This window comes from Maricaulis maris, from assembly GCF_049116555.1.
Taxonomy (GTDB): Bacteria; Pseudomonadota; Alphaproteobacteria; order Caulobacterales; family Maricaulaceae; genus Maricaulis; species Maricaulis maris_C.
In genome coordinates this window covers 144,617-170,616 of record NZ_JAGDYT010000008.1, presented here as the reverse complement: position 1 = coordinate 170,616, position 26,000 = coordinate 144,617, and the positions used below count along the sequence as shown (strand labels likewise).

General features: G+C 62.5%; 20 protein-coding genes. 6 read left to right on the top strand and 14 right to left on the bottom strand.

Annotated features, from left to right (window positions below; translation table 11 throughout):
- Positions 1 to 82: 82 nt before the first annotated feature.
- The 8 genes from JXQ94_RS11315 to JXQ94_RS11280 all read right to left on the bottom strand — a co-directional run bounded on the left by JXQ94_RS11315 (position 83) and on the right by JXQ94_RS11280 (position 6,410).
- Positions 83 to 991 (bottom strand): hypothetical protein, encoded by a 909-nt coding sequence (locus JXQ94_RS11315; RefSeq protein WP_421923900.1) that lies wholly within the window; start codon positions 989 to 991, stop codon positions 83 to 85.
- Between the two features lie 135 nt (positions 992 to 1,126).
- A complete protein-coding gene (locus JXQ94_RS11310; protein ID WP_421923899.1) occupies positions 1,127 to 1,993 on the bottom strand; it encodes an ATP-binding protein in 867 nt (288 codons plus the stop codon).
- Positions 1,983 to 3,176 (bottom strand): PP2C family protein-serine/threonine phosphatase, encoded by a 1,194-nt coding sequence (locus JXQ94_RS11305; RefSeq protein WP_421923898.1) that lies wholly within the window; start codon positions 3,174 to 3,176, stop codon positions 1,983 to 1,985. The genes JXQ94_RS11310 and JXQ94_RS11305 overlap by 11 nt, the downstream gene beginning before the upstream one ends.
- 7 nt (positions 3,177 to 3,183) lie before the next feature.
- Entirely contained in the window at positions 3,184 to 3,486 is a 303-nt protein-coding gene (locus tag JXQ94_RS11300; RefSeq protein ID WP_421923897.1) for an STAS domain-containing protein, read from the bottom strand.
- 34 nt (positions 3,487 to 3,520) lie between these two features.
- The gene (locus JXQ94_RS11295; protein WP_421923896.1) at positions 3,521 to 3,850 is read right to left on the bottom strand and encodes an Hpt domain-containing protein; all 330 of its coding nucleotides are present in this window, start codon (positions 3,848 to 3,850) and stop codon (positions 3,521 to 3,523) included.
- A gap of 141 nt (positions 3,851 to 3,991) precedes the next feature.
- A complete protein-coding gene (locus JXQ94_RS11290; protein ID WP_421923895.1) occupies positions 3,992 to 5,035 on the bottom strand; it encodes a LacI family DNA-binding transcriptional regulator in 1,044 nt (347 codons plus the stop codon).
- 122 nt (positions 5,036 to 5,157) lie between these two features.
- The gene (locus JXQ94_RS11285; RefSeq protein WP_421923894.1) at positions 5,158 to 5,829 is read right to left on the bottom strand and encodes a ChrR family anti-sigma-E factor; all 672 of its coding nucleotides are present in this window, start codon (positions 5,827 to 5,829) and stop codon (positions 5,158 to 5,160) included.
- Positions 5,826 to 6,410 carry a sigma-70 family RNA polymerase sigma factor gene (locus JXQ94_RS11280; protein WP_421923893.1) on the bottom strand — a complete coding sequence of 195 codons (585 nt, stop codon included), beginning with the start codon at positions 6,408 to 6,410 and terminating at the stop codon, positions 5,826 to 5,828. Before JXQ94_RS11280 ends, JXQ94_RS11285 begins: the two co-directional genes overlap by 4 nt.
- Positions 6,411 to 6,629: 219 nt before the next feature.
- Between JXQ94_RS11280 and JXQ94_RS11275 the strand changes: the two genes are divergently transcribed.
- From JXQ94_RS11275 to JXQ94_RS11260, 4 genes are all read left to right on the top strand, one after another.
- On the top strand, positions 6,630 to 7,982 hold the full coding sequence (locus tag JXQ94_RS11275; RefSeq protein ID WP_421923892.1) for an NAD(P)/FAD-dependent oxidoreductase: 1,353 nt from the start codon (positions 6,630 to 6,632) through the stop codon (positions 7,980 to 7,982).
- The gene (locus JXQ94_RS11270; protein ID WP_421923891.1) at positions 7,979 to 8,755 is read left to right on the top strand and encodes a DUF1365 domain-containing protein; all 777 of its coding nucleotides are present in this window, start codon (positions 7,979 to 7,981) and stop codon (positions 8,753 to 8,755) included. The genes JXQ94_RS11275 and JXQ94_RS11270 overlap by 4 nt, the downstream gene beginning before the upstream one ends.
- Positions 8,755 to 9,996, top strand: coding sequence for a class I SAM-dependent methyltransferase (locus tag JXQ94_RS11265; protein WP_421923890.1), 1,242 nt, complete (start codon positions 8,755 to 8,757; stop codon positions 9,994 to 9,996). The genes JXQ94_RS11270 and JXQ94_RS11265 overlap by 1 nt, the downstream gene beginning before the upstream one ends.
- A 153-nt stretch (positions 9,997 to 10,149) precedes the next feature.
- On the top strand, positions 10,150 to 12,294 hold the full coding sequence (locus JXQ94_RS11260) for a putative bifunctional diguanylate cyclase/phosphodiesterase (protein WP_421923889.1): 2,145 nt from the start codon (positions 10,150 to 10,152) through the stop codon (positions 12,292 to 12,294).
- 22 nt (positions 12,295 to 12,316) lie between these two features.
- On the opposite strand, the gene JXQ94_RS11255 is transcribed toward JXQ94_RS11260, so the two are convergent.
- From JXQ94_RS11255 to JXQ94_RS11230, 6 genes are all read right to left on the bottom strand, one after another.
- Positions 12,317 to 13,840: an MFS transporter gene (locus JXQ94_RS11255; RefSeq protein WP_421923888.1), complete on the bottom strand. Its 1,524-nt coding sequence runs from the start codon at positions 13,838 to 13,840 to the stop codon at positions 12,317 to 12,319.
- A 127-nt stretch (positions 13,841 to 13,967) separates the two neighbouring features.
- Positions 13,968 to 15,002, bottom strand: coding sequence for a LacI family DNA-binding transcriptional regulator (locus tag JXQ94_RS11250; RefSeq protein WP_421923887.1), 1,035 nt, complete (start codon positions 15,000 to 15,002; stop codon positions 13,968 to 13,970).
- A gap of 49 nt (positions 15,003 to 15,051) precedes the next feature.
- The gene (locus JXQ94_RS11245; RefSeq protein ID WP_421923886.1) at positions 15,052 to 16,404 is read right to left on the bottom strand and encodes an MFS transporter; all 1,353 of its coding nucleotides are present in this window, start codon (positions 16,402 to 16,404) and stop codon (positions 15,052 to 15,054) included.
- A 23-nt stretch (positions 16,405 to 16,427) separates the two neighbouring features.
- The gene (locus tag JXQ94_RS11240; RefSeq protein ID WP_421923885.1) at positions 16,428 to 17,780 is read right to left on the bottom strand and encodes a GntP family permease; all 1,353 of its coding nucleotides are present in this window, start codon (positions 17,778 to 17,780) and stop codon (positions 16,428 to 16,430) included.
- Positions 17,771 to 18,796 carry an SMP-30/gluconolactonase/LRE family protein gene (locus tag JXQ94_RS11235; protein WP_421923884.1) on the bottom strand — a complete coding sequence of 342 codons (1,026 nt, stop codon included), beginning with the start codon at positions 18,794 to 18,796 and terminating at the stop codon, positions 17,771 to 17,773. Before JXQ94_RS11235 ends, JXQ94_RS11240 begins: the two co-directional genes overlap by 10 nt.
- Complete coding sequence (locus JXQ94_RS11230; protein WP_421923883.1) at positions 18,793 to 21,117, bottom strand: glycoside hydrolase family 3 N-terminal domain-containing protein; 2,325 nt, start codon at positions 21,115 to 21,117, stop codon at positions 18,793 to 18,795. The genes JXQ94_RS11235 and JXQ94_RS11230 overlap by 4 nt, the downstream gene beginning before the upstream one ends.
- 324 nt (positions 21,118 to 21,441) lie before the next feature.
- Here JXQ94_RS11230 and JXQ94_RS11225 point away from each other — a divergent pair, with 324 nt between their 5' ends.
- Positions 21,442 to 23,358 carry a glycoside hydrolase family 9 protein gene (locus JXQ94_RS11225; protein ID WP_421923882.1) on the top strand — a complete coding sequence of 639 codons (1,917 nt, stop codon included), beginning with the start codon at positions 21,442 to 21,444 and terminating at the stop codon, positions 23,356 to 23,358.
- Between the two features lie 66 nt (positions 23,359 to 23,424).
- On the top strand, positions 23,425 to 25,998 hold the full coding sequence (locus JXQ94_RS11220; protein WP_421923881.1) for a glycoside hydrolase family 3 N-terminal domain-containing protein: 2,574 nt from the start codon (positions 23,425 to 23,427) through the stop codon (positions 25,996 to 25,998).
- Positions 25,999 to 26,000: the final 2 nt, after the last annotated feature.

Here is a 26,000-nt window from a genome sequence, read left to right as displayed (position 1 = left end):
GGCATAAACCGGAACTCCGGACAGAAAAAGGGCGGCCGGTAGGAAGCGGCCGCCCTGTAATCCATCAAGACGAAAGCGTCGCCTACTCGCTGTAGAGCTCCGAAATCGACAGCGTGGCTTCGGCATTCTGGCCCTGGCTGTACGAGCCGATCCAGATGTCATAGGTGCCGGAAGCCGGATTGGAGAAAGTCAGCGACGGGTTGAGACCCACATTGCCGCCATCATCATCGCAATACCAGTTCCCATTGGGATCATTGACGAGAATGGTCGTGTCCGTGTTCGATGCCGCGGACAGGATCAGCGGGAGCGAACCGGCGCTGAAGCTCAGCTCGAAGTCCGGAGCCGCCGACACCCATCCAGCGCACCCGTTGCGCACTTCCGAAGCGCGGTGTGTGCCGCCGGAGATGATATTGACCCGATAGGGATCCGGAGCGAACCCGCCGCTCAGATTGGCACCACCGAAATTGGCCGGAAGGGACCAGTCAATGCTCTGATAGCTGCCGCCGCCTTGGGACGGCTGGCCACCGGCCATGCCGAGCTCGGAAATCGAGAGGGTCGCCTGAGCATAATCGCCCTCAGAATAGGAGCCGACCCAGATGTCGTAACGACCGGAAGCCGGATTGGCGAACGTCATGCTCGGATTGAGGCCTTGCCCGCTGTCATCGTCGCAATACCAGTTGCCGGCCGGCCCGTTGACCACGAGGGTCGTGTCGGAACTGGAAACCGAGCTGATGGTCAGGTCGAACATGTTGCCGGCCTGATAATAGACCGAATAATCAGGTGCGTTGGCGATCCAGCCACGACAGGCGCTGGAAAGGTTGCTGGCGTGCAACTGTCCACCCGATGTCAGCGTGACGTTGTACGGATCCGGTGTAAATCCGGAGCTAAGATTGACCGACCCGAAAGACGGCGGCGCGGTAAAGTCTTGCGCCGTGGCTGCGCCAGCCAGAAATGCGGAAGCAATGACGCTCGCAATAATTTGGGTTTTCATCTGGATCCCCTCCCTGCAGTCCGTGTGGAACACCCCTGCGTTCCGAATAACACGTCTTGTCCGTGGAAGATTAGAGGATTTCCCGACTGAACCATAGCTGAACGCGAAAATATTCCGATTGCGGAGTCCGGGCGGCTAGCGACGCCCGGTCTTCGGCAGAAGAATGGTGGCCTCGACGATGTTCCCGGCTCCCAAATAGGTAAGGGACGAGAAGGCCAGATCCTTCGCCATCGCAATGCCGCGACCACGATATCCGTCCATCGGGCGCATGTCCGCCAGATAGCTGACATGATCGAATCCGTCGCCTTCATCCTGGATCGTCATCGAGATGATGCGGTCGCTGCGCTTGAAGCTCAGGATCACCACCCGGTGCGCAAAGGCCGGGTTGCCGAGCCGGGCCTCGACTTCCTCGCGCCAGCAGCCCTCCAGCAACAGATCGTGCTTCAAGGCTGCACCAATTTCCAGATTGCCATGCTCGACGGCATTGATCAGCAACTCCTGCAGCCCGACCGCGACAAGGTCCGAATTGGGGCAGGCAAGCGCGACCATTGTCGCCAGATTGCGCGCTTCATCCAGGGTACGAAAGACAAATTGTCCATTGATAATCGTGCCAATCGCCGACTTTCGGCGGGCGACATCGGCACGCAGGGACATCACCTGATCGCGGAAATCCTTGGTCGAGCGAACGACCGACATGACCGATTCAATATCGACATCGCTGTGCAGAACGAAATCAGCCCGCGTCTCAGTGGCCGGGTCATCGGTGATGAGGATGGACTGGAGCGCGCCGGCATTGTGGTCGGCGGCCCGGCTTATCTCTCCGCCGTGAGCATCATCGGCGATCACAAGGCCGACCGTCGCGCCTTCCGGAAGCTCCGCCTCGAGAACGACCAGATCCCCATAACGCTCCACCAGAGACTGGCGTATCGAGATCGCCAGCGGCGTCTCATCAAGCCGGACCCAGATTCCGTCGCGTAGCGTCTTCGTGGCTTCACTGGTCACCGGTCACCTCCAGAAGCAGGAGTGTGAGATCGTCGCGGCTCTGGGCTTCGGGATCATCAAATACCTGCCCGATCATGGCTCGCATGAAGCCAGCGCCACCCTCCCGCGATACCACTTCACGCGCGAGCCGCGCGAGGTCTTCCGGCTCCAGCGACAGATCGGGCTGTTCGAAATTCTCGTACAGCGCGTCGCTGTAGCAAAGCAGCCGGTCACCCGGCTGCAGGTTGGTTTTCCAGGTGTCATAGCTGACCCCCGGCGCGCATCCGAGAATAAGGCCGCTTCCACCCAGAGCCTGCCAACCGCCAGAGGCTTCAAGCAAGATTGGGGGCGGAGCCCCGGCGATCGCGTAATGCATGTGGCCGGAGGCAGTATCGATCACCGCATAAAAGGCGGTGGCAAAATGCTCTACCGGCAGAATCTGGTACAGGTAATCATTCACCGCAGCCAGCCAGAGCCCTGGCTGTGACCGATCGTGGCGCAGCGTGTCTGTCAGCATGTGCACGCGAAAGGCGTTGATCGCCGCGGCCACACCATGCCCCGATAGATCGACCATCAAGATCCCGAAACGGGTTTCATCGATCTCGAAGACCTGCCAGAGGTCACCGCCCAGCTGGTTGGAGGCCTGGTAGAAGGTCCACAGATCTGCACCACGCGGGCGCGCAATCGCAGCGACTTCATCATCGGATTTGAGGAGCGATATCTGCATCGCCTCGGCCGCCTTCAGCTCCTCTTCCATCCGGCGCCGATAGCGCTGAAGGCTGTTCGTCATGCGGCGACGCTCAAGATGCAACCGCACCCGCGACACGATCTCGTGCGGGTGAATGGGCTTGGAGATCACATCCGAGGCACCGGCATCAAAGGCCGATGCCCTCTGGTCGGCATCCTCAAGTGCTGTCTGAATCAGGATCGGCACGGGCAGATTCAGCCGTTGCCGGACTTCCCGGCAGACATCAAACCCGTCCTTGTTCGGCATGATGATATCGAGGACGACGATCTCGACCGGCTCACGCTCGAGAACGTCCAGCGCCTCCACACCGTCACTGGCAAACAGGTGATTGGAGAAGCCCGCTGCATCGAGCACAGCGGCAATCATGAGGCGCGAGGATTTCTGGTCATCAACGATCAGGATGAGAGCGTCATTCACCGCCTGGTCTGACAGGAGTGACTCGTCGGTTCCTGACATCGTCACCTCAGATGATCCTGATCAGCTGGTCTACCTTGGACAGCTCGACCACTTTGGCAACATGCCCGGTCACGCCTGACAGCACGAGGGCCTTGCCCGACTTGTCAGCCTTGTCCTTGGCCAGCAACAACATGCCGATTCCGGCAGAGTCGATCATCTTGGTGGTCGTGAGGGAAAGTTCCACAAGCGCAGGCGTGCAAACCGCGATCTCGTCAACGATCCGTCGGAAGGGTTCGTGGTCGTCAAAGGTGATCACCCCGGATATCGACACGAGAAGTCGGTCGTCCCGGTTTTCAGTCCTGTATTCCATCGAATCTCCCTCCATGCCGTCTGGGGCATCAAGCTCAGGGTGCGGACTCCAGACGAGAAATCGAGCGATCGAGAACCTCGTTCAGCGCCGCGCCCGGATCGCTGGCATCGCGTTCCAGCTCGGCAGCGATCTGGCTGAGCTGAACCAGGCCAATATTGGAGGCGGCCCCCTTGAGGGCATGCGCCGAAGCCTTGGCCTGATCTTCATCAGAATTGGCGAGCGCCTCGTAATAGGCTTGCCCGAGAGACCGCAAATCCGTGACGAACTGGTCTTTCATTCCGGCAAACACCTCGGCGCCGACAGCATTGACCAGGGTCTGGATTATGAGCGGATCGATTTCCGGTTGATTGCGCCAGTCGCTCACATGTCTCTCCCCGATTGCTAATCCCGGCCCACGAAGGCCGATCTCGCTGCCAACCCTGCATCAAGGCCGCTAACAATCCCTGAAATTCGGGGACATTCAGACAGCTGCCGCAGAGTGCAGCCTTCCGGGAGGTTTGTGAAGCTAAGAGGCCGGGGCGGCTGAGGAATCGCGGATCACGATCTCGGAGCGAATTTCACGGCGCGCGGCTGCGGCCTCGTCGCCATTGAGATGACTGGCCAGCAATTCGATGGCCGCGCTGGCCATGTCCGAAATCGGCTGTCGAACCGTGGTCAGTTGTGGCCAGATCGCCGTCGCCGTCTGGGTGTCATCAAAACCCACCACCGTGAGATCGCGCGGCACATCAAGCGCATGCTTGTGTGCCAGAGCGATCACAGCCACAGCCATGTCATCATTGGAGGCGAAGATCGCGGTCGGTCGATCGGCGAGCGACAACAGGCGATCCGCCGCTTCCAGGCCCGATTTGTACGTAAACGCACCCGGCGCGATCAGGGCAGGATCGCTTTCCAGCCCATGCGCAGCGAGCCCTTCGAGAAAGCCGGCATGTCGTTCCCGACTGGCGCCATGCTCTTGCGGACCCAGCACGAAACCGATCCGCGTGTGGCCCAGCTCGATGAGGTACTCAGTCATTCGACGCGACGCGGCGCGGTCATCTGTCAGCACACAGGGCGCGCGATCCAGATCAGTGTCGGGAGCGATGCGGACATATGGAATGCCCGCCTCCGCAACAGCCACAAGCACGTCTGCATTATCGCAAACCGGCGGTGGCATCACGATGCCGTCAAAATTCGAGGTGCGAAGCATGGCGGCGATCTCGGCGGCCCAGTCCTCGCCGGCAGCGCCGCAGCTTTCCAGCACCAGATGATATCCGGACGAACGACAACGGTTCAGCGCGCCGATCAGCAACTCACTGATATAGCCCGCGCTGGGATTGTCGTAGAGGAGGCCGATGAAATAGGCATTCGCGCGTGCAAGGTTTCGCGCCGACAGGTTTGGCCGGTAGTTGAGTTCCTTGATTGCAGCCTGAACCCGCTCGCGCGTCGCGGGACGGACATTCGGCTCGGCATTGAGCACCCGCGAGACGGTCATCGCGGACACGCCTGCCGCACTTGCCACATCCTTGATGGTCGCGCCGGACTGCTTGTTCGCCCGTGTCTTCACACTCATGCTGGCCGTCACCCCGGGACCTGACGAAATCACGTGAGCCGGTATGGTAGCGCAAACGCCACGCGACCGCACCCGCCTTCGTCACTCACCCGGGGGAACCAGTGTCGGCAAGCCTCACCGGCTCAAAGACCGGTAAAGACCTGAAATGCCCGAAGAAGCGGATTGTCAAAACGAAGCTTGCCACAGGTCAGCGCCAGACAGACACACACGCCCGACGGATCGATCCGGATATCGTGCTCGACATCGGGATGCGCCTCTTCCACATCGCCGCGCCGGTACTCCTGATCGCCATCCCAGAAACTTCCCTTGAGGACGAGCGTCAGTTCGGACCCATTATGGCCGTGATGAGGAATGGCGACGCCAGGTTCGGCCTTGAGCAACCAGAGGCGCTCGTCTTCATCACCGCGCCAAAGCACAGCCTTACGCAGGCCCGGCCCGAGAAATTCCCATTTAATCTGAACGCCCGTGCGTTCCAGATAGGCGGCAAGCGCCGGCGGGATGTCGACATCTGCAAGCGCCTCGGGGGTGGCTGCAGAGCCAGGGTCCATGACCTCGTCTTCAGATCCATCGACAAGGTCGAGCAGATCATCGGCTGAGAAAGGCAATGCCTCTCCTGTCGGCAGCTGCTCCAGCAGGGAGCCGCCAATCCGGTCGAGGCGCGCCAGACGGGCCTCGGCTTCATCATTGAGTTCGATGTGGGAGCGAACAAGCACGCCCTCGGCTTCGCTCGCCAGGGCTCCGGCGGCGTAGTCGAGATACCAGGTATCGTCCAGCACATGACCGCGTTGGGTCATACCAAGTCTCCAAGTGTCGTCTTCAGCTTGCCCATGGCGAGCCGTATTCGTGATTTTACTGTACCGAGCGGCAAGTCGAGCCGATCGGCGATTTCGCTGTGAGACAGGCCTTCCGTGAAGGCCATGTCGATGACCTGACGCTGGTCAGGTGACAGGGTTTCGAGTGCGGCCCCGACGCTTTGCGCCGACTCCGACATCTCGCATAAATCGTCCGCGGCAGGCGCCGGTTCAGGCTGCAGGGACGGATCGGTTTCGTCCATCTGCTCCGCCCGCTTCGCCTTGCGGAACTGATCGATGTGCTGATTACGGGCGATCGTGTAGATCCAGGTCGACGCGCCGGCCTTGGCGGGATCAAAACTGGCCGCACGGCGCCATACCGACAGCATCACGTCCTGCGTGATGTCCTCGGCCTGGGCCTTCGGAACGCGACGCTGAAGCAGGAATGACCGGATCCGTGGCGCGAAATGATCGAACAACGCCCGGAAGGCCTGACGGTCGCGCGCCTGTCCGACCCGCACCAGCAGGTTGGACATGGCCCGGCTGTCGACCGCAGCACTCGGGCGCTCAGTCAGATCCGTCATGAACCCCTTTCCCGGGTCGAAAGCCCGGCGGTCGGCCGGACGAGCAGGTATCTGGACAGCAGCGTACATGGTTCGGCTTACGATGACAGCGTCGGACCGGATCACTCCTCAGTTGGACAAATACGCAGCCCACGCGCGTCGCGCGGGTGATCCGCTTGGTCGCTGGATGCGTAACGCTTTCTGAAAATATTTTTGAAGCCCCCTCGCGCGAGAACCTCCATGACCCAATCCTTCAAGCGCCGCGTCGCGGTCATCGGTTCCGGCATCTCAGGCCTGGCCGCCGCTTGGCGGCTTTCAGAGACCCATGAGGTCACGGTTTTTGAAGCAGCCGAACGCCTGGGCGGCCACGCCAATACGGCGCTGGTCGAGCTCGAGGGACAGTCCTTCGGGGTCGATACCGGCTTCATTGTCTACAATCCGCGCAACTACCCCAACTTCGTCAGCCTTATGGACACGCTGGACGTCGAAACCGCGGAAAGTGACATGTCCTTTGCCGCGTCGATCGGCAATGGCGGGTTCGAGTACTCGTCCAATCCGAGCGGGCTCTTCGCCCAGCGCCGCAATCTCGTTCGGCCGCGCATGTGGCGGATGATTGCCGACATTCTGCGTCTGAACCAGCACGCTCGTGACAGTCAGAGCACCGAGACCAGCCTCACCCTCGACGAGTTTCTGAAAGAGAAGGGCTATTCCCGCACCTTCCGCGAAGATCACATTCTGCCCATGTGTGCCGCAATCTGGTCCTCGCCGGTTGATCAGATGCGGGGCTTTCCGGCCGACAGCTTCTTTCGCTTCTTCCTCAATCACGGTCTGCTGCAACTGACAGACAGACCACAATGGCGCACGATTGCTGGCGGCAGCCAGGCCTATGTCAAAGCTTTGGCGAAGGCGATTGACGGCAATATCCGCACCGGCGAGCCGATTCAGGGCCTGCAACGGTCAGAACAGGGCGTCACGGTCTCACTGTCTGACGGCAAGCTTGAATCGTTCGACGATGTCGTGCTGGCCTGCCATTCAGACCAGGCTCTGAAACTGGTGTCGGATGCAGATCCGGAAGAAAAAACACTGCTCTCGGCGATCCGCTACCGGCCCAATACGGCTGTCCTGCACACGGATACGCGCCTCATGCCCCGTCGCCGCTCCGCCTGGGCGAGCTGGAACTATCTCGAGCGCCGGCGCGGTGACACCCATGAAATCAGCCTGACTTACTGGATGAACCGGTTGCAGCCGCTGCCCGTCGAGACCCCCGTCCTGGTAACCCTCAATCCGCAGACCGAGCCGGATCCCGACACGGTCCTGCGCGTCGATTCCTATGACCATCCGGTGTTCGATCAGGCAGCCATTGCCGCCCAGTCAGCCATCGGCCAGATCCAGGGCCGGGGCGGCATCTGGTATTGCGGCGCCTGGCTCGGCTCCGGTTTCCATGAGGACGGCCTGCAGTCAGGTCTGATCGTCGCCGACGCGCTGGGCGCGACGGCGCGTCCATGGTCCCGGCCGAACATGAACGCACGGATTGCCTGGCCAGGCTCCGACGCGGCTGCGACAAGCACCGCCCTGCCAATCGCCGCCGAATGACACCTCGCCCCGCCTCCCTTCTCATAGGTCAGGTCGGCCATACGCGGCGCGGGCCGCGTCATCACAGCCTGCGCTATCGCATGGCGTCCATCCTTGTTGATATCGACGGGCCCGACGTGCCGCGCTCCCATCGGCTCGGCTTCGGCTTCAATCGCTCAGCCCTTGTGAGCCTGTTCACCGGTGACCATGGTGGTGCGGATATGGAATTGCGGGACTGGGTCGAGACCCGCCTTCGGGAGGCAGGCGTGTCGGGCCCCTTTGGCCGCATCCAGCTGCTCGCTGCGCCGCGCGTGCTCGGTCTCGCCTGCAACCCGGTCTCCGTATTCTTCGCGCATGCCCCCGACGGCAGGCTGATCGGCCTGATTTTCGAAGTCAGCAATTTCCACAGCGGGCGCTGCGCCTATGCCTTTCCCGTGGAGACAGAGACCGACGCCGACCGATCTGTCCGCCTGACCACAGAAAAACGGTTCTTTGTATCGCCCTTCAACCCGGTCGCCGGGACTTACCAATTCCGGATCAATCGCGATGCCGGCCTCTACCGGCTGGGTATCCAGCTGATCCGTGATGACGCCGTTGTGCTCAGCGCCGCGCATACCGCCCGGCTGGAGCCGCTCGAACCGGCCCGACTGCGCGCCGCCGCCTGGCTCGTCGCAACCAATACGGGGCGCATTTTTTTTGGTATCCTGTGGGAGGCGTTGAAATTGCGTCTCAAGGGGCTGACGATGTTCGCCCCACGCCGCGGAACCATTGACACCATGCCGGGGAGGCATTGATGGACGCGTATAGTAACCAATCCACGACGGGAACGAGTCACCCGTCCCGACTTCAAGCCTTCGCCGCGCGCCGGATCACCCGCGCGCTCGATGGACTGACCTCTGCCCGCCTGCGGGTCGAACTTCCCGGCGGCTACCGATTTGCGGTTGGCCCCGATCAGGCGGACATGGTCGCCGACTGGACAATCAGCCGCTGGAACGCCCTGCTGCGCATCGCTGCCAGCGGCGTGCTGGGTTTCTCCGAGGGCTATGTGAATGATGAATGGCAGACCTCTGACCTGCCTGCGCTCCTGACGGCCCTCGCCACAGAATTGGACAAGGTTCACGCCGCGAAAGGCCGGGGTGGTCCGAGCCGCCTTCTGGCACGTCTGCAGCACTGGATGAACGCGAATACCCGCCGTGGAAGCAGACGGAACATCTCCTTCCACTACGATCTCGGCAATGCGTTCTACGAGCAATGGCTCGATGAGAGCATGACGTATTCTGCGGCCCTGTTCGAAGGCGAGGACGACACTCTGACGCAGGCCCAGGCCCGAAAGTATCGACGGATCTGCGAGAGTCTGAATCTCAAACAAGGCGATCGCATTCTGGAGATCGGATGCGGCTGGGGCGGGTTCGCCGAGGTCGCGATCCGTGATTTTGGGTGTCATGTCACCGGACTGACCCTTTCCCGGGAACAGCTGGATTATGCCCAGTCACGCCTCGAGAAAGCCGGACTGGCCGACAAGGCCGATCTGCGGCTGCAGGACTATCGGGACGTCTCGGAACGTTTCGATGCTGTTGCCTCGATCGAGATGTTCGAAGCGGTCGGTGAAGCGCACTGGCCGATCTATTTCAAACAGGTCCATCACTGTCTGAAGCCGGGTGGGCGAGCTGCGCTGCAGGTCATTACCATTCGCGAAGCTGACTTCGACCGCTATCGCAGCGCGGTCGATTTCATCCAGAAATATGTTTTCCCGGGTGGCATGCTGCCGCCAGCACCCCTGTTGGACACGCTTGCTGGCGAGGCTGGGCTGGTCCCCAAGGACAGCTTGATGTTCGCGGACGGCTACGCTCGCACCCTGGCGGCCTGGCATCGCGCCTATCGGGCGAGCTGGCCTGACATCGAACCCATGGGTTTTGATGCCCGCTTCGACCGGATATGGCGTTTCTATCTCGCCTATTGCGAAGCCGGCTTCCGAACCGGTCGCATCGACGTCGGACAATTCGTCTACGCCAAGCCCGGACACGCGGCCGGGTAGACGTTCCGCGCCAGATTGTCCGCGTGCCCCGGGGGTGGCCCTGCCCCGCGGGAGATCGCGTCAATTTGAATCAAATCATAATCCGGCGCTGACCGGACCTTTACCTCTTTGCGTCATGTTCGGCCTTTCCAAGAAGACCAAAAGGCGGAATGGATGGGACGGACACTCGACAGCACTTTGGGGCGCTACATCAATGTGGCGACACTCGTGAGTCTGATTGCCTCCGTCTTGACGATCTATTTCTTCGTCGGCGCCCTCAATCGCAATGCCGTCCAGCATGATCGCCAATTGCTGAGCGCGGGCATCGAAGCGGCCACGCGCCAGAATGAAACCTGGGTAGCGGACTATGGCTGGTGGAGCGAGTTGCTCACGCTCTGGGATGAGCGAGAAAAAGCCATCCTGTCAGATAGTCTCGCCTCGTCCTTCTCGGACCATTCCGCGTTTGACTTTGTCTCGGTTGTCGGCGCCGACGACGTCCGCAGCATGGCGTGGCATCGCGAGTCCGGCCAGCAGCTCCGGACAGACGTCCTCAATCATGAACAGGTCGCGGCCCTGCGGGCCGACCTCTCGGCGGGTTATGAGGCGGAGCATTATATTTCGACCCATTTCCTGAAAGTTCGAGGCCAGCTCTACATGGCCTCCATCACTGTTTTGGGTGAGTATGAAGACCGCGCATCCATGACGGACCCGTCCGTCGATCCGGTGATCATCATTGGAACAGCCGTCGATCAGAGCTTCCTGAGCGAGCTCGAAGACGTTTTCCATGTTTCGGATGTATCGCTTCACCCGGGCGCGCTCCCGCACGTCAATGCCGGTCTCGAAATGACCGACGATGCGGGCCACTCAATCGGCTGGCTCGGCTGGCAAGCCTCGCGTCCGGGCATTGAAACCTTGCGTCTCGCCTTCCTGCCGCTCCTCGCCTACATCCTCGCATTCTTCGTCTGCGCTCAATTGATTGCCTTCAAGGCTCGCACCCTGGCGCGTCACGCGGCCAGCAATGAAAAGCGGGCCATCATTGCCGCCGGCACCGACAATCTGAGCGGCCTGCCAAACCGGCTCGGCTTCACCAGCTTCATCGAGAGCACGGCAGCGACCCAGGCTGCAAAAGACGGCAAGGCGGCGGTGATCTATATCGACCTCAACGGCTTCAAGGCCGTCAATGACAAGGCCGGTCACCGCGCGGGCGATGATGTGATACGGCGTGTGGCTCACCGTTTCCGCAGTGCGGTGGATGCACAGATCCATATTGCCCGGGTCGGCGGCGACGAGTTCGCCTGTGCCCTCGTGGGCGCAGACGATACCCGCGAGGCGCTGACTATCGCCCGCAGCCTGTCAGAGAGCCTGGCGCGACCCTTCGAAATCGATGGACGCCCCTTTGAGATCGGCGCCGCAATCGGCATCGCCCATTCCGTAGAAGGCGCTCCCAAAACATTCAGCCAGCTCATTCATGACGCCGATCTGGCCATGTACCGGGCCAAGGCTGACCAGCTCGACAAGCCGCTCATCTTCAATGCCAGCCTCGGCCTGGAGGCCGACGCCCGCCGGGCGCTTGAAGCCGATATCGAAGCGGGCCTGGATCGCAATGAATTCTTCGTGGTGTATCAGCCGATTGCCCGCGCCTGTGATGGCAGCACTGCATCGGTAGAGGCACTCCTGCGTTGGGAGCATCCGACGCGAGGCGCTGTTCCACCGGATGTCTTTATCCCGGTTGCCGAGGATTCCAAGCTGATCCGCCGACTGGGAGACTTCGTGGTTGAGTCGGTCTGTCGCGAGATCGGCCCGAACGCCCCGCACACCGTTTCGATCAACCTGTCTCCGGCCCAGCTCAATGATGGACGCCTGTGCGAACGCTATCTGCGCGAACTGACATCACACGGCATGACACCGGATCAGGTCGAGTTCGAGCTGACCGAGGCTGTACTGGTTGATGATTTTGAACAGGCCCAGAGCCGCTTGCTGGAACTCCATGAGGCGGGTTTCAAAGTCAATCTGGATGACTTCGGAACCGGCTTCGCCTCCATGGGCTATCTCCACATGCTGCCCTTCACGAAGATCAAGATCGACAAGAGTTTCGTGCAATCCATCGGGCGCGGCGAAGGCCCGAACAAGATGCTGCAGGCCCTGGCGCTTTTGGGCGACGCCCTGTCCCTCGACATGGTCGCGGAAGGTGTTGAAACCGAGGGCCAGGCCGCCATGCTCCGCCTGCTCGGCTTCGACTATTTGCAAGGCTGGCATTTCGGATACCCGCTCCGGGCTGAGCAGCTCAAAATCCGGAAGGCGAGTGACGAGGCAGCCTGACGCCGCCTGGTCACCCTCGCACTCAATTTGTCGCTTGCTCCGCTGCCGCAGCACGCGCCTTTCTCTGCACACGCCTGGCGAGTCCGGCATGCAGCCGCGCATGACGGCTCGAGGTGAGCGGGTAACCCCAGATTAGCGGGACGGAGAGCGCGTAAAGCGCGATCGGCCCCAGACAATAAACCAGCCGCAGCGATAGCACGCCAATCTCCGTCGACGCCTCGACCCCGCCCGATGCGTGATAGCCGAGCAGGCCGACAATGTTCAAAGCCAGACCGGTAAAGATCGCCGCTGCGAGCTTCTCGGACAGTCCGAGCACCGCAAAATAGGTCCCGGCCCGCCGACCGCCTGTGCGCGCGCTGTCGATATCCACCACATCAGCCAACATCGCCAAGGGCAGGAATTGCAGGCCGCCAAAGGCAAACCCCTTGAGCAGGAAAAGGCAGAAGAAGGCGAAATAGTCCCCCTGCCCCAGCAGGAGGTTGCACGCACTCACGACGCTGACAAAACCGAGCGTGACCATGAATGCCCGGTGCTTGCCTATGGTCCGGCCCAGCCAGAGCCAGAACGGAATCGCGGCGATGCCCGAGATAAAGTAGAGGAAATAGGCCGCCCCGATCGTCGGAATGCCGATGATGTCGCGGATGAAAAAGAGCGACACTGCATTGCGCAGGCTCTCACCGGCAATGACGAGAAAAGCGATGATCAGCACGCGCCGCATCGGCCCGTTGCGCCAGAGATGACGGAAGCCCTCGATCATGGGGACGCGCTCCCGCGGCGCAGGCGGCGGCTCCTTCACCGTCGTGAGGATCAAGGTGGAGAGCAGTGGCACCGCAATGATGATGGCGATGGCGAGACCCATCAGGACCGGCCCGGTCAGGGCAGCCCGACTGGTTGGCGTCCGGGTCATCAACTCGCCGGTAAAGGCACCGGTGATATCCCGCCAGATCGCGACAAAAATCTCGGTGACAGCGCCGCCATCAGCGAAAATTTCAATCACCATTGGCACCGCAGCAGCCATCAGAAGGCCCGTCAGGTAATAGAATTCCCGCGCGGCCGTGACCTGGCTGCGGACATGGTAATTCCCGGACAATTCGGCACCCCAGGCCCGGAAGGGGATCTGGATCATGGTGGCGCTGGCAAAGAAAAGGGTGAGCCAGACAAGAAAATAGAAGATGCCCGCGCCCTCATGGGGCACGAAAAGGAACCAGGTCGAGACCATCAGGGCGGGCGCACCCAAGGCGATATAGGGCTTGCGGCGTCCGAACCGGGTCCGCCCGCGATCCGATATCTCGCCCATCAAGGGGTCGGTAAACACATCGGTGAAACGGGCGACCATGATGATCAGACCAATCACCGACAGGGATAGACCGAGCTGCCCGGCGTAATGCGCCGGCAACCAGATCGCCAGCGGATACCCATAGACAGCCAGGGGCAGGGCCAGGGAGCCGTGGAGAAAAATTGTTGAGCGCGTGACCGGCGGCTCTCCGCCCGTTTCTGACGCCATATCTGGCCCTGCGGCCGGATCGGCCGTCACCTCTGCACCCATAATTTACCTCCCAGTACAGCCGACCTCGTTTGTTTTATTGGAAGGTCCGGCGATTTTCCAAGTTTGAGTATGCCGGGAGGCCCATGTCAAATTAAACAGACGTCAGCACACGGGAGCGAGGCTGACATCAGGATCGGCGGACCGGACCCGTCGAGTCCCGATGGATGATCTCATAGTCGAGATACTCATTCGGCGGGCCCGACAGAGCCGGGTCGGACTGGGTCGCCGCGTCGATCAATTGCCGGGTCGCCTCATTCCCCATCGCCAGAAGCGGTTGACGCACCGTCGTCAGGGCCGGCCACATTTTCTCGGCGATCTCTGAATCGTCGAAGCCGACAACCGACACATCGCCGGGGACATCGAGACGCATTCGGTGCGCCGCCATAAGCACACCTGCAGCCATATCATCATTGGCGGCGAAGACGGCCGTCGGTCGATCAGTCAGGGCGAACAAGGCGTCGCCCGCCTTCAATCCGGTAGAGAAGCCGAAATCCCCGGGGCGCACCAAAGCCTCATCGAGGACAAGGCCAGACTGATCGAGCGCATCCTTGTACCCGGCAAATCGCTCATGCGTGGCATTCTGATCCTCCTTGCCGCGCACGAAGGCTATCCGGCTGTGGCCCAGCGCAATCAGATGCGCCGTCAATTCATGCGCGGCCGCGCGTTCATTGATCTTCACGATGATGCGGGCATCGGGCAGGTTATTGGGTCCGACCCGCGCTACCGGAACATCAAAGCGTTCGAGCACATGATACAGGCGCTCGTCATTGGACAAGGGCGGGACAAGGATGAGGCCATCCGGTTTGGACGCCTCGACGAGGCGCTCGAAACGCTTGACCAGATCGACCTCCGGCATATCCCGCAGGTCTTCCATCAAGGAGACCATGAGCTGGTAGCCGCGCTCCTGGCAGGTCTGGACAGCCCCGAACTGGATGGCATTCACATAGGCCGAACGGTGTGAATGGCTAACCATGTGGATCGCGTAGGAGCGCCGCGAGCGCAGGGCCCGGGCTGGGCTGGAAGGGACATAGCCGACATCCTCGGCAGCCGCACGAACACGCGCGCGCAAGTCATCCTTCACGTGCGGCTCGTTGTTGAGAACCCGTGACACTGTCTTGATGGAAACGCCGGCCTTCTCGGCGACGTCGATCATTCGCGCCATGGCAGCGCCTCCCCGGATGCGCGTAGCGGTCGCGCCAACCATTGCCGTGTCATTCCTGCCCGCCGATCTGTCCGACAATGCGGGCATGGAGGCGCCGATTCAGCGGTAATCTTAAAATGAGCAGCGTCGAGAGGGCCAGCAACAGGGACGGCACCAGGAAGATGTGAAAACGAATACCCTCGGCGGTGGCCTCACTCTGGGTCGCCGCCTCAATGTCATAGCCGACCTCGGACAGCATGAAACCGACGAACAGGCCCATCAGCCCGCCCGCGAGCTTCTGCACCAGCAAGACGGAGCCGAACACTGCCCCCTCATTACGCTCTCCAGTCTTCCATTGTCCGTATTCGACGGTATCGGGAACAAAGGACCAGACCAGAACGCCGAAGGCGCCGAAGGCCGCGCCATAGCCGATGATCTGGAGCGGCACCCCCGAGATGACCCGAGCGCCGCTTATCGCCAGGTCCAGTCCGCAAAGGATTGCCAGGCCGCAAGCGAGGGCCCAGCCAGCCTTTTTGCCGAAGCGGCGGATGAAGAGCGTCCAGGCCGGGATCGAGGCCAGGGTCGCGCTGGCATAGGCCGTCATGACGACTTCCTTGCGGGCGAAAACCGGGGCGTTGACCTCGATGAAGAAGCTGAGAGGTATGAGCAGACTGGCGACCGCGCCGGATTGCAGAAAGATCATGCCCAGCAGGATCGCCAACGCATGATTGTGCCGGATGGCGGGGATGAAACGCCAGAGGCTGGGCGGCGGATAATCATTGCCCTGCCCGGGAGGTGGCCTTTCCCGTGTCCCGGCGAAGCACAGGGTCAAGGCGACCGTCGCGATGACGGCTCCAATCAGCGCCGCCAGCTGAAAGCCGAGCGCATCGGTGTCATCGCCGCCACCGAAAGTCCGCACAAGCGGAAACCAGAGGCCGGAAACCGTCAGCAGACCGGCAAAGGCGAAAAACATCCGGACGCCGGAAAACGTGGTCCGCTCCACGCTGTCATAACTCAGCCGCGAGGCGAGTGCGGAATAGGGCACGGCGACGATGGTATAGGCCGTCCGGAACAGAATATGGGCCAGGGTCAGCGCCCCGATCAGGGCCAGGCCCTCCAGCGGCGGGATCCAGAAAAGCGCACAGAAGCTCGCCCCCAGCGCCACACCACCGAAGAGGATATGGGGGCGGTAGGTCCCGAAGCGCGACCGGGTCCGCGCCGACAGACTCGCCACGACGGCGTCGGTCACCGCGTCCCAGGCCATGCCGACGAAATAAATCCCGCCGGCCACCGCCGGGCTCAGCCCGACGACTTCGGCATACCAGAACATCAGGACGAGCGAGAGCGCGTTCCAGTAGATGTTCAGCCCGAAATCACCGACGCCATATCCGGCGTAGCGGCCGAAACCTGTCGCGGTCGCCACAATCCCTCCCCTGCCGGTCACTGTCAGACCAGCATCGACAGGATGAGCGCGCCGGCAAATCCGGCAAGTCCGATGATCAGCGTGGCGATGGTCCAGCTGGCGAGCGTTTGCCGCACATCAAGCCCGAAAATGCGACTGACCAGCCAGAAACCACTGTCATTCACGTGTGAGAGCGCCGTCGCGCCGGCCGCGATGGCAATCACGCACAGCGCCAGATGAGCCGGCCCGAGACCCGCAGCGTCCGCAAGCGGAGCAGTCAGACCGGCAGCCGTGATCATCGCAACCGTTGCGCTGCCCTGTGCAACACGAACCAGAAGCGCCAGAACAAAACCGGCCACCAGCGGGACCAGCCCCAAGGCCATTGTGCCCTCTGCCAGCTGCGCTCCGGCGCCGGTATCGACGAGCACTTGCTTGAACGCCCCTCCAGCCCCGGTCACCAGGATCACCGCACCGGTCGGCTCAAGGGCGCGCGCGATCCCGTCGGAGAAATGCCGGCGTTGTTCATCGCTGGTCGGACGAAAGGCCAGCCAGGTCAATCCGCAGGCCAGCAGGAGCGCCATGAAGGGATGCCCGATCACCGCCAATGAATAGCCGAGCGCCGGGGGCAGATCGAAACGCGCCGCCAGGGTTCCGGCCAGGATGAGAAGCAGGGGCAGGCTGATCAATGCAGCGGTCAGCCCCGCCTTGGCCGGCCGCTTGATCTGGCTGGCCGTCTCTCCGGAAACTGCACCGACTGGGAGATAGCCGGCGCGGTCCAGCCAGCCGGCGAATAGCGGGCCGGCCAATGCCAGGGCCGGCAATCCGGCCAGAAGGCCGAACAGGATCACAAGGCCCAGATCCGCACCCAATATCTCGGCCACCGCGATCGGGCCCGGCGTCGGTGGGATGAAGCTGTGCGCCACCGCCAACCCACAGAGCAGGGGCAGACCAAAGGCAAGTGCCGGTCGCCCGGTCTGGCGGGCAAAGGCAAAGACCAGAGGGGCGAGAATGATCAGGGCGACGTCAAAGAAGACCGGGATGGATGCGAGCAGGCCCAACCCACCCATAAGCCATCGCCCACTGCCCGCCTGCCGCCCGGCGAGCAGGCGTTGAGCCAGGCTTTCCAGCCCGCCTGAGCGTTCGAGAATGACGCCGAACAATGCCCCGAGACCAATGACGACCGCAACGAAGCCCAACGTCCCGCCCATGCCCCGGATCAAGGTGTCGAATGCGTCAGCCGGCGCCATCCCGGCTGCGAGCGCAGCCAGCGCACTGACCAGGATCAGGGCGGCAAAGGCCGGCATGCGCGCCCGAAGGATCAGCGCCAGCAAGGCCGCTATCGCGACCAGGGTGGCCAATAACGGCCGGTACTCGGCCAACCAGCCCCCTACATCCATTGCACACCCCGGCTCTGGGTCTCGAGGCGCAGAAGCCGATCCTGAGCCGTCATGAAGAGCGTTTGACCGTCTTCACCGAAGGCACAATTGGCCGTACCGCGTCCGGTCAGTATCCGGCCCAGCAATGTGCCGTCCGGAGCGAGGATCAGCACTCCGCCCGGGCCCGTCGCAAAGATATGGCCCTGATCATCGATCGCCATACCGTCAGGCAGGCCCGGCCCGTCCAGACCGATCGCATCAAAGAGGTGTTGATCGCCGACGACTGCGCCGTCCGCATCAAGGTCAAGGCGTCGGATGACCGGTGCGCCGGGATCCGACTGCGCCACGTAAAGCCGGCGCTCATCCGGTGAAAGCGCGATGCCGTTCGGGAAGGTCATATCGGACACCAGCCGCTCGACCTGTCCATCGGGCCGACGGCGATAGACGCCATTGACCGACATTTCCTTCAGCGGTGACGCGTCCAATCCCTCGAGGCCATAAGGTGGATCGGTGAAATAGATGCTGCCATCCGAGGCCTCGACCAGATCATTGGGCGAATTGAAACGCTGCCCCTCGAACTCACTGACCAGCGGCGTTCGCGACATGGTGTCCGGGTCAAGCACTTCGACGGACCGGCTTCCGTGAACACAAGCGAGCAAGCTTCCATCCGCCCGCATCCACAATCCGTTCGCCCCGGGCTCGCGAAAACCGGCGGCCTCGGATGCGGGGATGCCCGACGGGTCAAGCCAGACCTCGACAGCCTCGCCTGGTCGCCACCGATAAGCCCGGTTGGCCGGTACGTCGGTGAAATAGAGGCAGCCGCGCTGCCGGTCCCAGGCCGGACCCTCGGCCCATTGATAACCTGTCCCCAGAACCTGGGCATCACTGCCCGGCATGATCAATCGGTCCAGACGCGGATGCAGGCGCTCGATCTGCACCACGGATTCGGATGCGGTTTCGGAAGCCGAGCGTTGACACCCGGCCATGAACAGGCTGGCGCCACCGCTGGCCAGAAGGAAGCGACGGGTTTTCATCATTCCACCTCAATTCGGGTTGCAATCGAAGCAGCAGGGCGCTGCGACTGCCCGGTTTCACTCACTGTCACCGTGACGCTCTGGCGCAGATCAGACGATGACGCGCCAACATGGAGTTCGACAGCACCGGCTTCTATCCGCCAGTCGCCCGGCGCCTGAAACACGGCGAATTGGGCCGGGTCCAGGATGAAACTAACCGAACGGGTTTCGCCTGCGCCCAGCGCGACACGGGCAAAACCGCGCAATTCCAGACGCGGCCGCGCAACCGAAGCAAGCGGATCGCGCATATAGAGCTGGACCACCTCGTCTGCCGCCCGGTCCCCCGTATTGGTGACCGGAATGGTGAGCCGGATGGTGTCACCCGGCGCGACCACGTCTGCGTCGAGACGGATATCTCCATACTCGAACTCCGCATAGCTCAACCCGTGCCCGAAGGCGTAGAGCGGCGTGATCGGCAGGTCGTGAAACCGATTGCTGTCGCGCGACAGATCGGGGTCCGCGGGCCGCCCGCCCGGGTTTTCCGAATAGGTGAATGGCGCCTGTCCTGTCGTACGCGGGAAGGAGACCGGCAAGCGACCCGCTGGTGAGACACGGCCGAAAATCACGTCCGCAAGCGCCGGTCCCGCTTCCACGCCCAGCATCCAGCTGGCGAGAACGGCATCCGCTCGTTCGGCGATATCCGGGATGGCGAGCGGACGGCCACTCACCAGCACAACCGTGACCGGACGCCCGGTATCAAGGACAGCGCGCGCCAAAGCCCTCTGGCTGTCAGGCATGTAGAGGCTGGATCGCGATCGTGCCTCACCGGACAGGTCGTAATCCTCGCCGACAATCAGGATGACCTGATCGGCCGCTTCCGCCGCAGCGATGGCCGCCGCGATACCCGACAGGTCATCGCTGGTGGGAGAGGCGCCGGCCTCATAGGTGATTTCCACACCCGCCGGGGCACCGAGACGCAAGCCCTGCAACAGGCCGGTCACCGTCTCCGGCGTCCCTCGCGCGCGCCACGACCCCAATTGCGTGGATGCGTCCTCGGCCAGCGCGCCGATCACCGCAATGCGCCCCGCATCCGGGCCGAGTGGCAAGGCAGACCCCCGGTTTTCAAGAAGCACCACACTGCGCGCCGCGATGCGCCGCGCCTCGGCACGGGCCGCATCGGTCAGCATGGCCGCCGCTTCCCGCTCAGGATCGTGATAGGCCATGGGATCGTCGAACAGTCCCAGTCGCTCCTTGGCCGTGAGGACGTGCATGACCGCCCGATCGAGATCCGCCATCAGGCCGGGATCAGCCTCGATCGCGGCGGCGAGGTCCTGGGCGAACACATTGCTGGTCATGTCCATGTCGACCCCGGCCCGCAGGGCGAGTTCGCCCGCATGGGTGCGGGTGTCTGCGACCCCGTGATTGATGAGCTCAGCGATCGCATTCCAGTCACTCACGATGAGGCCGTCAAAGCCCCATTCGCCGCGCAGGACCCCGTCGATCAAATGCTCATTCGATGTGCTGGGCACACCGGCGATATCGTTGAACGCCGTCATCATCGACGCCGAACCCGCCTCACTGGCGGCATGGAATGGTGGCAGATATATCTCGTGCAGGCTGCGCTCGGAAATGTCGGCGGTGCCATAGTCGCGGCCGCCGATCGGCGCGCCATAGGCACCAAAATGCTTCGCCGTTGCCATCAGCGTGTCACCGGCAGCCAGATTGTCGGACTGGAAGCCTTCGATCTGGGCGACCGCGATCCGGGCGCCCAGATAGGGATCACTGCCCGCGCCTTCGACAATCCTGCCCCAGCGAGGGTCACGGGCGATGTCGATCATTGGCGCAAACGTCCAGTGGAGACCTGCGGCGCTGGCCTCCTCGGCCGCGATCCGACTGGCCCGCTCGAGATCCTCCGGGTCCCAGGTACTGGCCATGGCAATCGGAACAGGAAAAATGGTCCGGTAGCCATGCACCACATCCATGGCAAAAAGGAGCGGAATGCCGAGGCGGCTTTCCTCGACCGCCACTTGCTGCAGCTCGCCCAGGGGCGCCGCACCGGCAACGTGAAGATAGGACCCGATTTCGCCCCGTCGGACCCGGTCCAGCTCGTCCGGCGTGAGCCGTGAATTGAGATTGCGCGAGCGCCCGCCCGCGGCCTGGTGCAACTGGCCGAGCTTCTCGGCCAGCGTCATCTGCGCCACCAATTCGCGGACCCGGGGCGACGTAGTCTCTGCCGTGACGCTTGCCTGGGTTGTCGAACCGCCAGACGTGTCCGCCGGTTCACCGCCTGGCTGGCAAGCGGCGAGCGCGGCCGACAGGGCCAGCACGGAAATACGCAATGTCATGAAAAGTCCTCGCAGCAGCCGAAAATGCCGAAGCCCAGTCCTGGCTCCGGACCATCAATCAGGGGGATGAAGCGCCGGTGGAGCACCCGCGCGATCGACCCGCCATCACCCGTACGGAAACACCATGGCGAGTCATTCGATTGACCGGAATTCGCATGCCTGACCTCCCCGTGACGCGCCGTTGACAGCGTTGTCAATTGCTGACAATTTCACGACAAGAACACAATCTGTCAAGCGTGGCCGGGGGAGGTCAGGCTTTGGAGGGGTCCTGAACCGTGCCGCGGATGTGGAGCTTTCCAGGAACGGGTCACGTCGGGGAGCGCATTGAAATACAAGCGGAAAATACCCAGTATCGCGAGAATCGCGGCGACTGCGTCAGCGTTCGCTTTCCTAACGATCGGCTCGGCTCTGGCAGAGGACTGCACCGCCGAATCCGCCTTTCCCGGTGACGCGCCCGGCTTGCGGCTGAACCAGATCGGATTCGAGACCGGAAGCCCCAAGACCGCCATTTTGCGCAGCGCGGCGGGCGAGCCGGTCAGCTGGCGGGTCCGCGACGGGAACGGTCATGTCCACCTCGCCGGGGAGAGCACGGTCTTCGGTCCCAATGAGAGCTCTGGCGACGCGGTTCACCGCATTGATCTGAGCGCACTGGACGAGCCCGGATCCACCTACCGACTGGAAGCTTGCGGCGAGATCAGCCACCCTTTCGCGATCACGGCTCGCCCGTTCGACCGCCTCAGCGTCGACGCACTCACCTACTTCTATCACAACCGTCTCGGCACCCCGATCGAGGCTGATTACATTCAGGGTCAGGACTGGGAACGGGACGCGGGCTTTCAGAACAGTCGGCCGACCTGTTTTCACGGCACCGATGAGGCCGGCAATAGCTGGCCGGGCTGCGATTACCGTTTGGACGTGACCGGCGGTTGGGCCGATGCCGGCGATTACGGGAAATATGTCGTCAATGGCGGCATCGCCGTCTGGACACTGCAGAACTTCGTCGAACGCCTGGCCCGTCAGCCGGAGGCGGTCCGCGATATCTGGACCGATGGCCGCTCGCCCATGCCTGAAAATGGCAATGCCGTCTCCGACATCCTCGATGAGGCCCGCTGGCAACTCGAATTCATGCTCGCCATGCAAGTCCCGGATGGCGCCCGGCAATCAGTCCCGCTCGGACGTCAGGACGGGCGCGAACCGCTGATCCTGACGGAAATCGATGCCGGTGGGCTGGTCCACCACAAGGTCCATGAACGCTACTGGCTGCCGCTGCCCCTTCTGCCCGCCGATGCCGGCGAAGAGCGTTTTCTGTTGCCACCCTCGACAGCCGCCAGCCTCAATCTTGCCGCCTCGGCCGCCCAGGCGGCCCGTCTGTGGGACGGGCTGGACCCGGCATTTGCCGCGCGCAGTCTGAACGCCGCTCGACGCGCCTATGCGGCGGCACGGCAGCATCCGGAAATCTATGCCTATGACAATTTTGGCGGCGGTGGCGCCTATGGCGATTTTGATCTGGTCGACGAATTCGCCTGGGCGGCGACCGAACTCTATCTGGCCACGGGTGAGCACGCTTTCCTCGCCGATCTGCAGGCCGATGCACCAACACTGGCCGATATGCCCATCCTGCAAGTGCGCGGATCAACCATCGCCTGGCCTGCGGTCCATCTTTTGCCAGCGCTGACGATTGTGCAGAATGAGGCGGACCTGCCCGAGCCCCTGGTCACACAGGCGCGCGAACAAATTCTCGCAGCCGGGGACCAGTATCTCGCCGACCGCGATCAGGAAGGCTATGCCGTGCCCTTGAGTGCGGACCAGTATGTCTGGGGATCAAACGGCAATCTTGCCAATCGCGGCCTTGTGCTGGCGATCGCCCACGACCTGACCGGAAATCCCGCCTACCGCCAGGGCGCCATCGATGCGATGGATTATCTGCTCGGCCGCAATGCACTCGATCAATCCTATGTCGGCGGGTATGGCGCCCGTCCGCTCCTATATCCCCATCACCGCTTCTGGGCAGCCGGGGCCGATCCCGAATTTCCGCCCGCCCCGCCCGGCGCCCTGTCCGGAGGCGCCAATGCGACCAATATGAGCGACCCTGTTGCCCGCGAGATGCAGGGCGAGTGCGCGCCACAGACGTGCTGGGTCGATGACTACCGGGCCTACGCGCTCAATGAAGTCGCGATCAACTGGAATGCACCTTTCTTCTGGCTTGCCGCCTGGCTCGACACCACCGCTACACCCGATTGACGCCGGCCGATCGCCGGACACCAACTCATTGTTCAAACCCCAATTGCTCAAAACGAGGACACTGACATGCGCGGATACGCCCGAAACGTCACGCTCCGACTGACCAGCTCTGCCATCGCCCTGCTCGCGCTCACGGCCTGCCAAGCGCCTGATGACGATAGCGCAGCAAGCACTGCGGCCCCGGAAGCCGCCATTGCGAGCGATGTGGCCGCAGACGGGGTCATCCATCCGGAATTATGGCCGAGCTTCACGCCGCCGCCGCTGGCCCCGGATGTGGAAGCCCGGATCGATGCGATTCTGGCGACCATGACGCTGGAGCAGAAAGTCGGCCAGGTCATCCAGGCCGACAGCGGATCGGTGACACCGGAAGAGGTCCGGGAATATCGGTTGGGCTCGGTTCTGAGTGGCGGCAATTCCGCCCCCGGCCCGCTGCCCTACGCAGATACAGAGACCTGGCTGGAAGCCGCCGACGCCTATTTCAATGCCTCGATAGATCCGGACGGCGTTGACATCGCCATCCCGATCATCTGGGGGATCGACGCCGTGCACGGTCACGCCAATCTGCGCGGTGCGGTGGTTTTCCCGCACAATATCGGCCTCGGCGCGATGCGGAATCCCGACCTGATTGAAGACATCTACCGGGTCACGGCACGTGAGCTCTCCGTGTCAGGCCATGACTGGACGTTCGCGCCAACGCTTGCGGTGCCGCAGGATGACCGATGGGGCCGCACGTATGAGGGCTTCTCCGAGGACCCCGCCATTGTCGCCTCTTATGGCGACCGCATCGTTTATGGCCTGCAGGGACGCCCCGGCACAGACAGCTTCATGTCGACCGGCCGCGTCATCTCAAGTGCCAAGCATTATCTCGCCGATGGCGGCACCGAGAACGGACGCGACCAGGGCAATGCCGTAATCTCGGAAGCCGAGCTGCGCGACATTCACGCGGCCGGCTACCTCACCGCCGTTCCGGCCGGTGTGCAGACCGTCATGGCGTCCTTCTCCAGCTGGTGGGATCAGCCGATGCACGGCAATGAAGCCCTGTTGACCGATGTGCTGAAGGACCGTCTCGGATTCCAGGGCTTCGTGGTGGGTGACTGGAATGGTCATGGCCTCATTGCCGGCTGCACCTCAACCGATTGCCCGGACGCCTTCAATGCCGGAATGGACATGTACATGGCGCCGGACAGCTGGCGCGAGCTCTACCATTCGACCCTCGCCCATGTCCGCTCCGGCGTGATCAGCGAAGCACGACTCGATGACGCCGTACGCCGCATCCTGCGTGTAAAAATCAACTCGGGCATCTTCGAATTGCCTGCACCCAGCGCCCGCCCGCTGGCCGGCAATGCCGACATTCTCGCGGCCCCGGAACACCGGGAGATTGCCCGACAAGCGGTCCGCGAGAGCCTCGTCCTGCTCAAGAACGCCAACCAGACCCTGCCACTGGACCCCGGGCTGACGGTACGCGTCGTCGGCGACGGCGCCGACAGTATCGCCAAGGCGTCCGGCGGCTGGACCCTTTCCTGGCAGGGCGGCGGTCATGAAAACTCCGAATTCCCCAATGGCCAGACCATTCTCGACGGAATCCGCGAAACCGTGGAAGCCGCCGGAGGCACTGTTATCCACGATCCTGACGGCCAGTCAGATGCCAGCGCCGATGTCGTGATCGCCATTTATGGCGAGGATCCTTATGCGGAATTCCAGGGAGATCGTGACCATCTCGACTTTGTGCCGAATGGCTTCGATACGGAACGCCTGTCCGAACTGGGCGCCGACGGCACACCGGTGGTCAGTGTTTTCCTGTCAGGACGCCCGATGTGGGCCAATCCGGAAATCAATGCATCGGATGCTTTCGTTGCAGCCTGGCTCCCGGGGAGTGAAGGCGGCGGTATAGCCGACATGTTGTTCCGCAGCGACCCCGGCTTCGATTTCACCGGTCGGCTTTCCTACTCCTGGCCGGCCACAGCAACCGGCGAACCCCTGAATCCGGGCGATGCCGATTACGACCCTCTCTTCGCATTGGGCTATGGCCTGAGCTTCGGAGAGCCGGACCCCCTGGGGCCATTGCCCGAGGATTCCGGTCTGTCCGCGCGCGACACTGCGCCGGAGGGGACTTACTATTCGCGCGGTCAGGCGATCCAACCCTGGCAGGTGTCCGTGATCTCCGGAGACACCACCGACAGCGCGCAAGTCCTGCCAGTCGAACTCGACGGCATTCGGGTGGGCGCGACGGATCGCAATGCGCAGGAGGACTCACTTCATGTGATCTGGAACCGCGCCGAAACAGGCATTCGGATCGCCGCCGAAGAGGCCATTGATCTGGAACGCCAGGCGAATGGCGCCATGGAACTGGCCTTCCAGGCCCGGGCGTTCGGCAATGCCCCGGCAATTGTGGAGGTGGGCATGGGATGTCAGTCCGATGCACCGTGTGCAGCGACAGTCCCGATCAGAATCGTGCAGGGCAACTGGGCTGAATACCGCATTTCACTCAATTGCTTCGCCGATGCCGGCGTCGACATGAGCGCGATCAATTCGGCTTTCATTCTCAACCTTCCGGCCGATGGCGGCGAGATCGGAATCAGCGAGGTACGGCTGGAGTCCGATACTGACGCCATGCGGACCTGCGGAAACACCGCCAACTGAGA